Source organism: Candidatus Kirkpatrickella diaphorinae, assembly GCF_025736875.1.
GTDB lineage: Bacteria > Pseudomonadota > Alphaproteobacteria > Acetobacterales > Acetobacteraceae > Sorlinia > Sorlinia diaphorinae.
In genome coordinates this window covers 2,115,429-2,129,360 of the sequence record NZ_CP107052.1, presented here as the reverse complement: position 1 = coordinate 2,129,360, position 13,932 = coordinate 2,115,429, and the positions used below count along the sequence as shown (strand labels likewise).

General features: G+C 54.9%; 12 protein-coding genes and 1 tRNA gene. 9 read left to right on the top strand and 4 right to left on the bottom strand.

The genetic code is table 11. From position 1 onward, the window contains the following. Positions 1–164: 164 nt before the first annotated feature. The 7 genes from N5W20_RS09380 (at position 165) to N5W20_RS09355 (ending at position 4,123) form a co-directional block, all read left to right on the top strand. Positions 165–509, top strand: coding sequence for a LapA family protein (locus N5W20_RS09380; RefSeq protein ID WP_319806871.1), 345 nt, complete (start codon positions 165–167; stop codon positions 507–509). Then, a complete protein-coding gene (gene pyrF, locus N5W20_RS09375; RefSeq protein ID WP_319806870.1) occupies positions 506–1,234 on the top strand; it encodes an orotidine-5'-phosphate decarboxylase in 729 nt (242 codons plus the stop codon). Before N5W20_RS09380 ends, pyrF begins: the two co-directional genes overlap by 4 nt. After that, positions 1,231–1,866, top strand: coding sequence for a phosphoribosylanthranilate isomerase (locus N5W20_RS09370; RefSeq protein ID WP_319806869.1), 636 nt, complete (start codon positions 1,231–1,233; stop codon positions 1,864–1,866). The genes pyrF and N5W20_RS09370 overlap by 4 nt, the downstream gene beginning before the upstream one ends. A gap of 30 nt (positions 1,867–1,896) precedes the next feature. Further along, positions 1,897–1,987, top strand: a tRNA-Ser gene (locus N5W20_RS09365). 373 nt (positions 1,988–2,360) lie between these two features. Further along, on the top strand, positions 2,361–2,774 hold the full coding sequence (locus N5W20_RS09610; protein WP_338140532.1) for a ParA family protein: 414 nt from the start codon (positions 2,361–2,363) through the stop codon (positions 2,772–2,774). Between the two features lie 12 nt (positions 2,775–2,786). Further along, positions 2,787–3,446 (top strand): ParA family protein, encoded by a 660-nt coding sequence (locus N5W20_RS09605; protein ID WP_338140531.1) that lies wholly within the window; start codon positions 2,787–2,789, stop codon positions 3,444–3,446. Between the two features lie 11 nt (positions 3,447–3,457). Beyond that, positions 3,458–4,123 carry a RelA/SpoT domain-containing protein gene (locus tag N5W20_RS09355; protein ID WP_319806868.1) on the top strand — a complete coding sequence of 222 codons (666 nt, stop codon included), beginning with the start codon at positions 3,458–3,460 and terminating at the stop codon, positions 4,121–4,123. Here N5W20_RS09355 and iolE read toward each other — a convergent pair. Together iolE and iolD are read right to left on the bottom strand one after the other, a co-directional pair. After that, positions 4,113–5,021, bottom strand: coding sequence for a myo-inosose-2 dehydratase (gene iolE, locus N5W20_RS09350; protein ID WP_319806867.1), 909 nt, complete (start codon positions 5,019–5,021; stop codon positions 4,113–4,115). The two genes, N5W20_RS09355 and iolE, sit on opposite strands and share 11 nt — an antisense overlap. Positions 5,022–5,061: 40 nt before the next feature. Further along, entirely contained in the window at positions 5,062–6,915 is a 1,854-nt protein-coding gene (gene iolD, locus N5W20_RS09345; protein WP_319806866.1) for a 3D-(3,5/4)-trihydroxycyclohexane-1,2-dione acylhydrolase (decyclizing), read from the bottom strand. Between the two features lie 584 nt (positions 6,916–7,499). Between iolD and N5W20_RS09340 the strand changes: the two genes are divergently transcribed. Further along, the gene (locus N5W20_RS09340) at positions 7,500–8,537 is read left to right on the top strand and encodes an ELM1/GtrOC1 family putative glycosyltransferase (RefSeq protein ID WP_319806865.1); all 1,038 of its coding nucleotides are present in this window, start codon (positions 7,500–7,502) and stop codon (positions 8,535–8,537) included. 39 nt (positions 8,538–8,576) lie between these two features. Here the strand turns inward: N5W20_RS09340 and N5W20_RS09335 are convergent, their stop codons facing one another. Together N5W20_RS09335 and N5W20_RS09330 are read right to left on the bottom strand one after the other, a co-directional pair. After that, positions 8,577–10,043: a sugar porter family MFS transporter gene (locus N5W20_RS09335; protein ID WP_319806864.1), complete on the bottom strand. Its 1,467-nt coding sequence runs from the start codon at positions 10,041–10,043 to the stop codon at positions 8,577–8,579. 314 nt (positions 10,044–10,357) lie between these two features. After that, positions 10,358–11,866 (bottom strand): glycosyltransferase family 2 protein, encoded by a 1,509-nt coding sequence (locus tag N5W20_RS09330; protein ID WP_319806863.1) that lies wholly within the window; start codon positions 11,864–11,866, stop codon positions 10,358–10,360. 565 nt (positions 11,867–12,431) lie between these two features. Here N5W20_RS09330 and N5W20_RS09325 point away from each other — a divergent pair. Beyond that, positions 12,432–13,886: a SulP family inorganic anion transporter gene (locus tag N5W20_RS09325; RefSeq protein ID WP_319806862.1), complete on the top strand. Its 1,455-nt coding sequence runs from the start codon at positions 12,432–12,434 to the stop codon at positions 13,884–13,886. The last annotated feature ends 46 nt before the right edge of the window (positions 13,887–13,932 follow it).

Below are 13,932 nucleotides of genomic sequence, written 5' to 3'. Positions count from 1 at the left end.
ACCGCCTGCGTCAGACGCTTTGTTACGAGGGTGAAAAGACCATCCCAACCTGGCATCGGGACCCTCACCTGACACGAAGACTTGATGACCGAAGCGGCTCAGGCTAGTTTGCAACCGTGTCGGCTGGAGAGATGTTTCTCATCTGGTTACCTGCGGAGTGAACGATGTTGCGCCTGCTTTTTATTATCATCTTTCTGGTCATATTGATTATTTTTGCCCTCAGCAATCTTGATACGGCCACGCCGAAAATGATCAATTTCGACATCAAATTACCGGTCGGTATTCTTGTGCTTTTCGTCGGCATGGTCAGCGCGCTTTTTGGTGCCGCCATGTCATCCGTTGGCGGGTTCCGTCAGCGTCAACGCGCCCGCAAGGCTGAGCAACAGGTCCAGACCCTTCAGACGCAGCTTGTCAGCCTGCATGAGCGCCTCGGCGCCGCGCCGCGCCCGATGCCGCAACCGGCACCGTCAGCGCCACTTGATGCCGCCTCCACGATTTACCATCCGTGAGCCCCCCCAATAAGCCCGCGCCGCGCACCCGCCTCATCGCCGCCCTGGATACAGCCGACATCACCCAGGCGAAGAACTGGGCGGCACAGCTCGCGGGTGTGGTGGATGCGATTAAACTCGGGATGGAATTTGTTTATGGCTGCGGATTTGACGCGGCCAAGGATTTATCCCGCACCCAGCCCGTTTTTCTGGACCTGAAACTGCATGACATCCCGAATACGGTAAGCCATGGGCTGAAAAGTCTGGCCTCCATTGATGCCTGCCTCCTCACGATCCACGCTGCGGGCGGGCGTGAGATGATTGCGCGGGCTCGGGAGGCGATTGACGCGGCTTACCCCGCTGACAATCGCCCCGCCCTTCTGGCCGTCACGGTGTTGACGAGTATGGACGCGGTCGGTTTGCGCGAGATCGGCGTTGCCGCCACGCCGGCGGAACAAGTGCTACGCCTTGCCGACGTCGCCCTGCGTGCCGGGGCCGATGGGCTGGTATGCTCCGCGCAGGAAATTACGCCGATCCGTCAGGAATTCGGGGCGAAACCCACGTTGGTCGTCCCCGGCATCCGCCCGGCGGGGAGCCAGAGCCATGATCAGAAACGTGTCATGACGCCCGGTGAAGCCGCCCGAATGGGGGCGGATTGGATTGTCGTTGGTCGCCCCATCACCCAGGCCCCTGACCCCGCCCAGACCGCCCGCGCCATTCAGGATGAAATTCTGGCCGCAACATGAGTGTCGGCGTCAAGATCTGCGGGCTGAGAGATCATGAAAACGTCGCCGCCGCGCTTGAGAATGGAGCAGATTGGATCGGCTTTGTGTTTTACGCGCGATCCCCACGCTTTGTGACGCCGCAGGAGGTTGGCGCGCTGCTGACGCGCTTTGGAGACTCGGCGGTGCGCCGCGCGGTGGGGTTGTTCGTCAAACCTTCGGATAAAGAGATCGCGGACGCGTTGGCCGCCGCGCCCCTCTCGATTTTGCAGATTTACGACTCGCCTGAGCGGGCGGCGGAAATCCGGCAGCGTTTCGGTTTGCCGGTGTGGGTCTCCATCGCCGTCACCACCCCTGCTGACCTGCCCCAGGCGCCGCTTTGTGACGGCCTCGCGATCGAACCTGCGGCACGGACGGAAGATGGTCGGCCCGGCGGGAATGGCCGTATCATGGACTGGGCACCGCTGAAACGCTGGAAAGCGCCGCAGAACTGGCTGCTTGCCGGAGGGCTGACGCCGGAAAACGTCGCTGAAGCCATCACCACCTCCGGCGCGCCGACTGTCGATGTTTCCTCCGGCGTTGAGACCCGCCCCGGAGTAAAATCCGCTGAATTGATCGCCCAGTTTGTAAAAGCCGCAAGAACCCCTTGCGCTTGACGGGAAGTTTGCTATCTTCCGGCCAGCGCTGGAGAGGTGGCCGAGCGGCTTAAGGCGCACGCTTGGAAAGCGTGTGTGCGTTAATAGCGTACCGAGGGTTCGAATCCCTCCCTCTCCGCCACGGACCGTTATCACGGCTTCTCATCCCCTCTCACGACCCTTGATTTTCCCCGGTTTCCCGCCATAAACCCTTCTCAGGGCTTCTCACCCTTGTCATGCAAGCGCACGAAATTGGGGGTAACGTAAAAAGGGTGGGGGCAACGTGTTAACGTATATAAAAATCAGGAAATTAAGCGCAACCGGCAAAGTCTATCGCCTTCCCGATGCACGAGGCCTTTATCTCGAGGTGCAGGTGAAGAGCGCACGACAACATTAACTCAAGCATCCGTGATGTTATAAAAGAAAAATGATAACCATTCATGTAAATTTGGCGCAATACAGATTTCGATGTGATACAGTATTCACATCGCGACTCTAGGTCAGGGAAGAATGATTTGCCGGCAAAAATCCTCACAATTTTCAATAACAAGGGAGGGGTCGGCAAGACAACCCTCACTTATCATCTTGCACATTCGTTTGCGGAGATCGGCAAACGAGTATTAGTCGTTGATTTGGACCCACAGTGTAACTTGACGATCACCGCTCTAGATATGGAACAGATTCAAGAGATATGGGAGCCTGAAGACCCGTATATCAATGACTTTTCACGTGCTTCCGCCTCTTTTCAACAAATGACTTCGAAGCCAAGATCCATTCATTTCCTGCTGAAACCGACAGAAGATGGAGTTGACGACATCGCTCAATTACCCCCGCCATATGATTTGGCGGAAAACCTCTCAATCATTCCTGGTCGACTCACGCTTCATCGATTCGAAGCTAAGGTCAGCGAACGATGGAACAGTGTTTAAAGTGGCGATCCCTTGTCTATAAGAACGATCACAAACATAAGGAGTATATCTCACAATTATTCGAATAAATATAATTACGATTACATAATTTTTGACACTTCACCAAGTCTCGGTGCGCTCAACAAAAACATCCTTACCTTGGCTGATGCATTCCTCATACCGTGCACGCCTGATTTGTTTTCGGTATACGGTATCAGGAATATTGGAGAATCTTTACGTCAGTGGAAAAAGCAATTCGAGACAGTGTATGAAGTTATATCAGAAGCGAAGAGAGACCATTTTCCGCAAGAATTTGTTAAATTAATTGGTTATACTATTTATAATGCAAAGAGATACGATGGTCCTAACAATAATTACAGACTTGCTCAAGCCCATAAATATTATGCAGACAAAATTCCTAAGACAATTGAGGAAGCAATTTCGCAAGACGTTTCGTTACCCTTCGCTGATATCCTAAAAGGCTCAATCGGCAACAACTCCGTTATACACACGCATAATACTTTTCCAAGCATGTCACAAAAGTATCATGTGCCCATGTGGAAAGTTCCAGTAGCGCAGATCGATCCAGACGAACAAAACACAGTCAGAGGCAATTCTCGTAAGTTTTTCGACACTAAAGATGCTTACACGGATTTTGCATATGATGTTCTGCAGCGCTTGGAGCAAGTTTGATGGAATCGGTAATGACATCTCGCGTTGAAAATTTGGTGGCTTTATTTCGAGCTCATCGCCATTCTATCGATACTTTTCGGAAAAGTGTTGAAGATCAGTTCCTGAATCATCCCAATCTATTTTCGGAAGGACGAAGCATTGTTCACTCTACGAAATCTCGAATCAAAGACGAAAACCACCTCAGGCATAAGATCGACCGAAAGATTGCGAATGGAGAGCAAATAACCGAGCATAATTTTTTTTCCAAGATAACTGATCTCGCTGGTGTCAGGGTAATTCTGCTATATCGAAAAGACATTTCCATCGTAGATCACGTCATCAGAAACAAAGTGGATATGCTAGAAGACTGGTGCTTCGCAGAAGATCCAAAAGCTTATACGTGGGACCCCGAAAACGTGGCTTATTTCAAAGAAATAGGTATCACCCCTGAGGTAAAACCTAGTCTTTACACTAGTGTACATTATTTGATCATGCCCCACGCGAAGAGCTTTGTGCGATGTGAGATCCAGGTCAGAACGCTTTTCGAAGAAATCTGGGGAGAGGTTGACCACCAATTGAATTATCCGGATCCGACTAACAGTTCAGCGCTTTCGGAGCAAATCCGTGTCCTCTCAAAAATTGTTGGAGCTGGCAGCCGACTCCTGGATTCAATTTATAGATTGAAGCTCACTGATTGAGTGTAAAGGGAGATTGTAATCGGGCATCACCCCCCAACACATCCACCAGATAATTCCGCCCCATCCGCACATAAACCAGCGGGTTGGCGCATTGTGGGTCCTGTTCCGCTTCGATCACCACCCAGCCATCATAATCCGGCAGTTCCGCGAAGATCCGGCGGTAATCGATCCCGCCATCGCCCGGCACGGTAAAGACGCCGGAGAGGACGGCGCGGAGGAAGCTCCATTCATAGACATCCGCCTGCGCGCGTTTGAAGGGGCGGAGGTCTTTGGCGTGGATGTGTTTGATGCGTGTTCGGTAGGTGCGCGCCAGTTCGGCGGGGTCGGAGCCGCCCCATAAAGCGTGGCCCGTATCGAGCAGGAGCTTCACGGAAGGACCGGTCTCATCCATAAACCGTGCGATATCCTGCCTTGACTGCACCACCGTCCCCATATGGTGATGATAGACAAGGTCAATCCCATGCTCGGCAATATGATCCCCCAGCCGCGTCATACGCGTGGTCAGAAGCGTCCAGCCTGCATCATCCAGCACGGGACGCTGTGAAAGCGGCGTGTCGAACGCCCCCTGGATGGAATTCGACGTCTCGCAGACGATGCAGACCTTGCACCCCATTTCCTTCAGCAATTCAAGACGAGCAGAAATGGCTTTGATTTCCGCCGCCTCATCATGAACAAGCAGATTGGTCGACCACCAACCGGAGATGAACGCCATATTGTGCGGCGCAAGGGCCTTTTTCAGCTCAGGCGCGGAAGTCGGGAATTTATGCCCCATTTCCATGCCTTCGATCCCCGCAAGCCGCGCTTCCCGCAGGCAGGTGTCCAGCGATGTCGTGGCCCCGAGGGATCGAAGGTCATCATTCGACCAGATGATAGGGTTCGCGCCGATTTTGATCGCCATATTGCCCGTCCTTCTTAAGCCGACCCAGAAACGGCCGCGTTCAGTTTCCGATACGCTGCGCCCCGCGTGCCCGTTCATAGTCGGTGCGCGCTTGATTCACCTGCGGGCGCGTCGACACTTCCGGCACGGCCACATCCCACCATGCACCGCCCTCTTTTGTGGTCGGTTTCGGGTCAGTGTCGATCAGGATCACCGTTGTGCGATCCGCTTTGCGCGCGCGCGCAATGGCTTCGGACAAGTCCGGAAGCGACGCGACTTTTTCCGCAAGGGCCCCAAGCCCGTGCGCATGTTGCACAAAGTCAATCTGCGGGAACTGCGCCATATGCTGTGAGTCTTCCCAGAGATTATTGAAAGGCGCACTCCCCGTCGCCTGTTGGAGACGGTTAATGCAGCCATAACCATGGTTATCCAGCAGAACGATAATCAGTTTCTGCCCCAACATGACGGACGTGGCGATCTCGGAATTCAGCATGAGGTAGGAGCCATCCCCCACCATCACGATAACCTCCCGTTCCGGCCGCGCCATTTTGACGCCGATCCCGCCGGCAAGCTCATAGCCCATGCAGGAGAACCCATATTCCATATGGTATCCGCCCGGCTGCTCAGGCCGCCAGTGTTTCTGCAATTCCGCAGGCAGCCCTCCAGCCGCGCAGACGACCGTATCGGTCGGTTTCGCGACACGCTGCACCGCGCCGATAACCTGCGCATCGGTTGGCAGCGCCTCTCTCTCCGGGATGGCCTGATAGGTGTCGGCCTTTTCAAGCCATCTTTGCCGCGCCGCCTGCGCGCGCTCTGTCCAGCCAGAATCCGCTTTCCAACCTTCCAGCGCGGCTGCGATCTCTTCCAAGGCGATTTTTGCATCCGCAATGACCGGTAGGGAATCATGTTTTACCGCGTCGAAAGGCTGCACATTCAACGCGATGATTTTCATATCCGGGTTTTTGAACAACCCCCAGGACCCGGTGGTGAAATCCTGTAAGCGTGTCCCGACCGCAATGATGAGGTCGGCCTCCTGCGCCATTTCATTCGCGGCCGTGCCTCCACTGACGCCAATTCCGCCCATATTGAGCGCGTGCGTGGTGGGAAGGGAGGATTTCCCGGCCTGCGTTTCCCCGACGGGGACGCCATGGGCGTGACTGAACGCCGCCAGCGCTTTCTCCGCCTCGGCATAAAGCACGCCGCCACCGGCGATCATGAGCGGTTTGCGCGATTGCCGGATCAGCTTCACGGCGTCCGAAAGCTCACGTGCGTCGGGCGCCTGGCGGCGGATGCGGTGGATGCGCTCCCTGAAAAATGCGTCGGGATATGCAAAAGCCTCGGCCTGCACATCCTGACACAGGCTGAGCGTGACAGGCCCGCATTCGGCGGGGTCAGTCAGCACACGCATCGCCTGATGGAAGGCGGGGATCAATTGTTCCGGCCGCGTCAGGCGGTCAAAATAGCGGGAGACCGGGATGAAGGCATCATTGGCTGAAACCACCCCGTTCCCGAAATCCTCAACCTGTTGCAAGACCGGGTCCGGGATGCGATTGGCGAAGACATCACCGGGAAGCAGAAGGAGCGGCAGGCGATTAACATGCGCCACCGCGGCACCGGTCACCATATTGAGCGCACCCGGCCCGATGGAGCTCGTGCAGGCCATGACTTGCTGGCGTCGACGTGCCTTGGCGAAAGCGGTCGCGGCGTGCACCATTCCCTGCTCATTATGCGCCCGCAAAGTCGGCATATCTGCGCGATTTTCGTAAAGCGCCTCCCCCAGCCCGGCCACATTGCCATGGCCGAATATGGCCCACACGCCTTTGAAGAAGGGCACGACCTCGCCATCAATCTCGATCTTCTGCGCGATCATGGCGCGGATGAGGGCTTGTGACATGGTCAGGAGATGCGTTTTCATAGTCAGATCCACTCCTCAGTGACATCCGGGCCGCGCCTCTCTCGCTCAATTTCATCACATGGCCCACCCCGCGCACGGGAAGGATGCCTTATGTGAAACAAGCGGGATCACAGATCCCGTGTGACGTTAATCACTATCGATGGAATATATGATCTATTTTTTGCCGTCAAATGAAACACTCTTTCCTTTCTTAAGTTTTTATTTCCAAGGTCTCATTCTTCATTGCATTGCTTGTCCCGTTCCAAAAACCGCGCGCGGCAGACGTGTAGGCGTCGCGCATCTTGTCGTCCGGGTGTCAGGGCTTTCGGCGCCATCGCATTGATGGAAAACCATTTCTAAACACTCAGCACGTCATAATATACGCCCTCGACCCGCCTCGTTTTAACGTTCGGCACTCATCCACTTCTCCGGAGAATTTTCATGACGCGGCGTCCCGCCCTTCTCCGCTCGCCTCTTCCCCGGCGCCTGCGACATGTCCCGGTCATTTTGCGACGCGCCTTTATTAATAACCCTATCCGATTTAAATTTCGTTTTTTAAAAGACAGGGCGACGAAAAATTTCTTTAATGACACGGAGTGTGCGGCGTGATTGCGATCATCGATACGGAGCGCGAGGGTGAACGAACGCAATGTGAAGCCCTTGCACGCGCCCTGGCCATGCCATTTGAGGTGATCGCCCCTTGGACCACGCCCTCCGCCACGCCCGACATCATCCTGTCATTTGGTAAAGCCTTGAAGCCGGGACTGGCCCTCCATAGACGTTTCGAAAGAAAACCACTTTTGATACAATTGGGACGTCCACGATTATATCCGACATCCAGGCTCGACCTCGTGATCATCATGCCGCAGGATGATTACCCTGAAGCCGATAATGTGCTGCACCTCAAACTACCCCTGAATGGCGCGTCACTTCAGCCGAATCCCCGCTTAAAATCTGCGACCCGGCCCGCGCAAAAGGGCAAGACGACTTTGATCCTGAGCGGGAAAACAGCTCACCACGCGCTTGGGCGGCGTGAATGTGATGAGATGCTGCGCCTGGCGAAAATCGTCGCCCACCACGCTGGTGAGGCGCTTCAGGTCATTTTCAGTTGCCGGACACCGCCTGACATCGCCACTTACATGCAGGATCAATGTCGGCGGGATGGCATCACGATCGCCCGACGTCGCGTGCGGGATGTTCTGGCTGAAAGTGCGCGCGTGATTGTCACGGCGGACAGCGCGTCCCTTCTGGCCGATCTCATACGTTCCGGTTTGCCCACCTGGCTATACCCATTGCCCGTGCGGAGAACGCTCAATCACTTTCTCAAGACCACATCCTGCGCCCTCTTTCCCCGATGGCGCCGAAATCTGATCAAAAAGGGGCTTATCGCTGGCGGCACGGATTTTGCGCGATGGCATCGCTCTTTGACTCAGTCAGGCATTGTGCGCGTGCTGAACGAAGCGACCGCCAAAGACGCGCTGTGGGAAAATACCCGCCCCTTCGCGGATGATGATCTTGAAATCTGCGTCGATCGGATCCGCACCCTTCTCGCGCAGCGCTTCACCCGAGACGGCCAACAGGCGGAAACGCCATTCCATGCTGAGGAAGCGGAATTTGAAAGGCTCAGGGAAGTCGTTTATTGACAGGCGCGGTATGAGCGCCTTGGCCGATAAGGATTGTTATCAAACGCCGATATCGCGAAGGCGCCTTCCCTTGTTAAGATTTTCCTCAATATCTTCGAGCGAACAACCTTTCGTCTCCGGCACGAAAAACACCGTGACGAAGAAGAAAAACAGATTGAAACCGGCAAGCAACCAGAAAACGCCGTAATCATGGATCACCGCCATGACAGACAGGAAGATATTGGCGATCAGCCAGTTCGTTACCCAGTTGGTAAAGGTGGATGCCGCGATGGCGGCGGTACGGCCTCTTAAGGGCTGGATTTCAGCACAGAGCGTCCACGGCATCGGCCCGGAGCCAACGGCGTAGAAAAAGACAAAAAGGGCGAGAAGGGTGATTTCAGTCACTTTGAAAATCATCCCCGGCAGACCCAGATAAGCAACAAAACCAAAACCGGCCAACATAATGGCGGCCGCCAGCGTGCTGATCAATAAAAGGGGACGGCGACCCACTCGATCGATAAAGTAAATGACAAGCCCGACGCCCGTGAGATTGACCGCCCCGAAAATCACCGTGCACCAGATGGATGCCGCGGTGGAAAAACCCATTTTTTCGAGAATATGCGGCGCGTAATACAGGATGACATTAATGCCGGTCAGTTGCTGCAAAGCTTGAAGCGCGACACCGAGAGAGAAGGTCTTTCGGAAACCGCGATTGGTTTTCAGCAGCATCAGCCCATCCGATTCCTCTTTCCGAAGCTGCTGCTCAATCCGGGCGATTTCCCGATTTGACTCCGCCAGGCCACCGCGTATCTGCATCAATACGGCCCGCGCCCTTCGCTTCTGCCCATCAGCGACCAGCCAGCGTGGTGAGTAAGGGATCTGCAACATCGCAATAATGAAAATCACGGTCGGGACAAGCAGGATGCCCAGCATCCAGCGCCAATGCCCGCCATAGGCCAACAGGCTATCGGACAGGAAAGCAAGGAGCATCCCGCCGCAGACGATGAGCTGATAAATCGAGATCATCGTGCCGCGCTGCGATTCCGGCGAGATCTCCGCAATATAAAGCGGCGCGGAAAAGGCCGCCAGCCCGACGCCGAGGCCGAGAACGACGCGCCCTCCGATCATGATGCTGACATTCGGGGCCAACGCGCAGAGTAGCGTCCCGAGGAGGAACAGAAAACCCGCCACCAGCATCGCCGCTTTGCGCCCCGCCCGCTGGGCGATAAAGGCGGCCGCAATCGCGCCTGCCGCCGCCCCCAACATGAGGGAGGACACAATCCACTCATCAAGGCGCGGATTGGAATGAAGGTCGTCTGACAGAAATTTAAGCGCACCGGAGATGACGCCCGTATCCAACCCGAACATCAATCCGGCAAGCGCCGCAACACTCGCAAATAAGGCCCCCCGGCCTTTCGGCGTCAGGGTGATGAGCGCTTCCTCATTTTCAGCTTCAGGAGGCTTTGTCTTAACAGGCGATTTTTTCCTGGGAGCCGACTTTAAAGCTGTTTTCGTCGCGCGTGCCATTGTCCAGATCTCCCCTTTTTATTGCAGCCATTAAAGTCCGGGGAGAACATCGTGGTTCCCGCGATATCACGAGAATCTTATATTGTGAAAAGCGAGGACCCGTTTTTGTAATGAGATAAAGAAACCGCAACAGAGATATCGGTCCACCCCGGGGGCCTTTATGTCCCCGGCGTGATATTGTCGAATTCCTGCAGCTTATCTGTGAAACACGCGCGGTCCGTCCTTACGAAAAGACGGTTTTGTCTCAGCGACACGCTGCGCCATCTCGATGAAGGCGAAGACGCAACGTCATCAATGCGGGGAGCGGTGGCGCCTCAGGTCACGTTCCATAATAATCCCGGGACGTGACGCATAAGTTCAAGACGGGAAGAAGGGCCCAACTGATAAAAAGCGCGCAGAAATTCGTCATTATCCGGCAGCGCATCTCGTTGGCGAAGCCATCCCAACATTGCCGGGACCGATATCTCACGAGGTGGCGGTGCCGAGGCTTCGTCACGATCTGACGTCAGGTCCTGTTTGTCGAAAGGCGTGAGTTTGACATATTCCCACTCCCGCACCTCATGGCGATTACTTTCCACGATGCCCACACCGTCCGTAAGCGGCAGGTAAGACATGTAATAATGATTTATGGGGTTTTGGAGTGTCACATACCCATCAACTTGCGGGGTGATGCGGTAGATCAGCCGGGTCATCAATCGATGGTCGCTCATAAGCCTGACGAAGACATCCGGGTGGGTCGGCACGAAAAGTGATACAAATTGCGGCGTATTCGCCCGCACGATGGCATAAACGGGCTGCAACTGGTGCGCACGTGCGTATTCTTCGGACGCATGGACGCAGAGGCGCTTTTCGGGCGCATAATAAAGATGCCCGCCAAAATAAGTTGTAAGACGAAAAATACGGGATGTTGACGGCGCATCCAGCTGGGAAATCGCCGCATCAGATTGGCCCTCACCCGGGTTGAGGAAGGATTGACTGAGTTTCCTGACGGCAAGCGCTACAGATCTGTCATAGATGCGTGAAAGATATCGCTCCGCGCGCGGGATGAGACGTAAAGGCTCGCGGTCCTCCAATTCATTACGGTTGAAATGATTCCAATAACCGATCGAGTCGGAAAGATCCGCATCAAGGCGCCGCCGGATGCGCTGCACGTAATTTTCCATGCTCCGGCATATGAAGTGCATCACAAAACCGTCTGACCACTCGATATCCTGCGCCGCAATGGGGCCCTTTACGGGCTTGCCACTTGGCCGGATATACTCCTCTGCCGGAATGTCAAATATGTGGGGATTGATATATTTCTCACCCATTTTTTCCGGTCGAATGAAGCTCTTGACGAGGACATTATCATCGAGCGCCTCTGTGGCATGGTGGGTGAAGGCCTCAACCGTCAGATTGCGCGGCCGCACGACACGGTCGCTACTGCCATAGATGCGCCATGAGAAAGCGACGCCGCTGGCATGACGGACCGAAGCAAAAAATTCAGGGAGGCTGTCATAATGCCGTAGATAGACATATTCGTCACCATCGAGGAAGCCGAGCCAGTCAACCTGCCCCTTACATTCCGCGGCGACTTCCATGAAACAATCACGCTGGCGCTGATAAAAATCCGGCTGGGCTGCAGGGTCCGTTCGGCGAAGGCGTATGTCGTGGCAATGGGATGCCGCCGTCAGTATCTCCCATGTCCCGTCAGTGGAGTGATCATCATAAATGAAGAACGTACGGACACCCATCGCAGCATGCCACGCAATCCATCCGGCAATGTCAGAAAACTCGTCCTTAACAAACAACGCGATCGCGACGGTGGGTAGCTTGCCTGTCATTTCTTCTTTCTCGCCCAAAAGATTTGCTTTCTCAGAAAGGAGATTCCGCCACGCCTGATATATAAGACGAGGAGAGATGACCTGACCCATGATTCAGGCGACATTTCCGGGGAACCTCTGAACTGAAACTTTCGATTAACATTCAGAAACGCCTAAGTATAGACTATGTTGTCGGCTGCGATGAATGAAAACCTTTTGAACATCTTCTGAAAGATTGTTTCGGCGGACTGAAATCACAAAATCTTCAATCTCTTGAAGCGCCGTTGAAACCGATCGCGCAAAGTGCGGAATATTGAGATTTCGCGGCGGTCTTCCGGTTTTTCACTTTTTTTTAAACCTTTATGCCGTTGAGGGGTTCTCGCGAGATCGCCCGCAATCCCGCTTTTCCCCAATTCGGAAAATGGCACATTGCATGGCGTCGCACCCTGATTGCGTGGCCTTTAAGCCTGGCGACATAAATGAATTCAGGCACAGGTTGCTTTTTAAACAAAATTCATTATGATGCCCCGCCATTGCCACGTTGGGCCTGAATACAACGACCCCTTCTTATCTTCGGAGATTTACCGTGAAACTGTCTGAGTACCGTGCTCAGTGGGCTTTCTCACCACTGAATGAGGTGCTGGCCGGAATGGTTGGCACATTTGCCCTCATTCCAGAAGTCATCGCCTTTTCCTATGTTTCAGGCGTATCGCCTGCCATTTCGCTTTACGCCTCCTTCGTCATCAGCATTGCGATCGCGCTGACAGGTGGTCGGCCGGGGATGATCTCCGGCGCGGCGGGGTCCATTGCTTTTGTGGTCGGCGCGCTGGTTCACCATCACGGTGTCCAATATATGTTCGCGGCCACGATGTTGGCCGGATTCATGCAATTATGTTTCGGGCTGCTTCGCCTGCATGTCGTAATGCGCTTTGTCTCCGACGAAGTGCGGACGGGCTTTGTCAATGCGCTGGCCATCCTCATTTTTTCAGCGCAGGTGCCGCAAATGCTGCATGTCACCTGGCACACCTATGCGCTGATCGCGGTCGGGCTGGCCATCATTTATCTCGTGCCGCGCATATTCACGATGATACCCTCTCCCCTGATCTGCATCATTGTTCTGACGCTGATCACCGTCTTTTATCCCATGCCGGTCCGCACGGTTGCTGATCTTGGCGCCCTGCCAAGCGGGCTCCCGCAACTGACATGGCCGCATGTTCCGTTTAATATCGAGACGCTTGAAATCATCTTCCCCTATGCGCTGGCCATGGCCGCTGTCGGCCTGCTTGAGTCACTCATGACCGCCGGCGTGGTGGATGAGCATACGGACACGCATGGTAATCAGCGGATGGAATGCACGGGGCTCGGGATTTCCAACATGCTTGTTGCCGCTTTCGGTGGCATTGGCGGGTGCGGCATGGTGGGTCAGACGGTCGGTAACCTGCGATATGGCGGGCGTGGACGCCTCTCGACTTTCGCAGCCGGTGCGTTTCTGCTGCTCCTGATGGATGTGCTGCATCGCTGGTTCGCCCTTGTGCCGCTGGCCGCGCTTGTCGCAATTATGATTATGGTTTCCGTCAGCACCTTTGCCTGGGGATCTCTGCGAGACCTGATGCGCCATCCCAAATTATCGACGGTGGTGATGATCGTCACGGTACTCGTGACCGTCAGCACGCAGGACCTCGCGGCGGGCGTTGTCGCGGGCGTGCTGCTCAGCGGCGTGTTTTTCGCCTGGCGGGCGACGAATATGCTCAGCATCAAGCATGAGCGCGAGGGTGATGAGGAGATCTACAGGATCTCAGGGCAGATTTTCTTTGCGTCATCCGACATGCTCTTCGACGCGGTTGATTTCCAGACATCTGCGAAGAAGATCGTAATTGATGTGGACCGGGCGACATTCTGGGACATTACAGCCGTCGCCAAACTGGAGAAAATCGTCAGCAAATTACAGGCGCGCGGCGTTCATGTGGAGGTCAAGGGCCTCCGCGCCCGCCAGCATGACATCATCGCGGAGCAGTCTGACGAGCCTCTTCTGGCCGTGTGACAATGATATCGGCGCGAGGGCAGACAGCCCTCGCGCCGCATATATG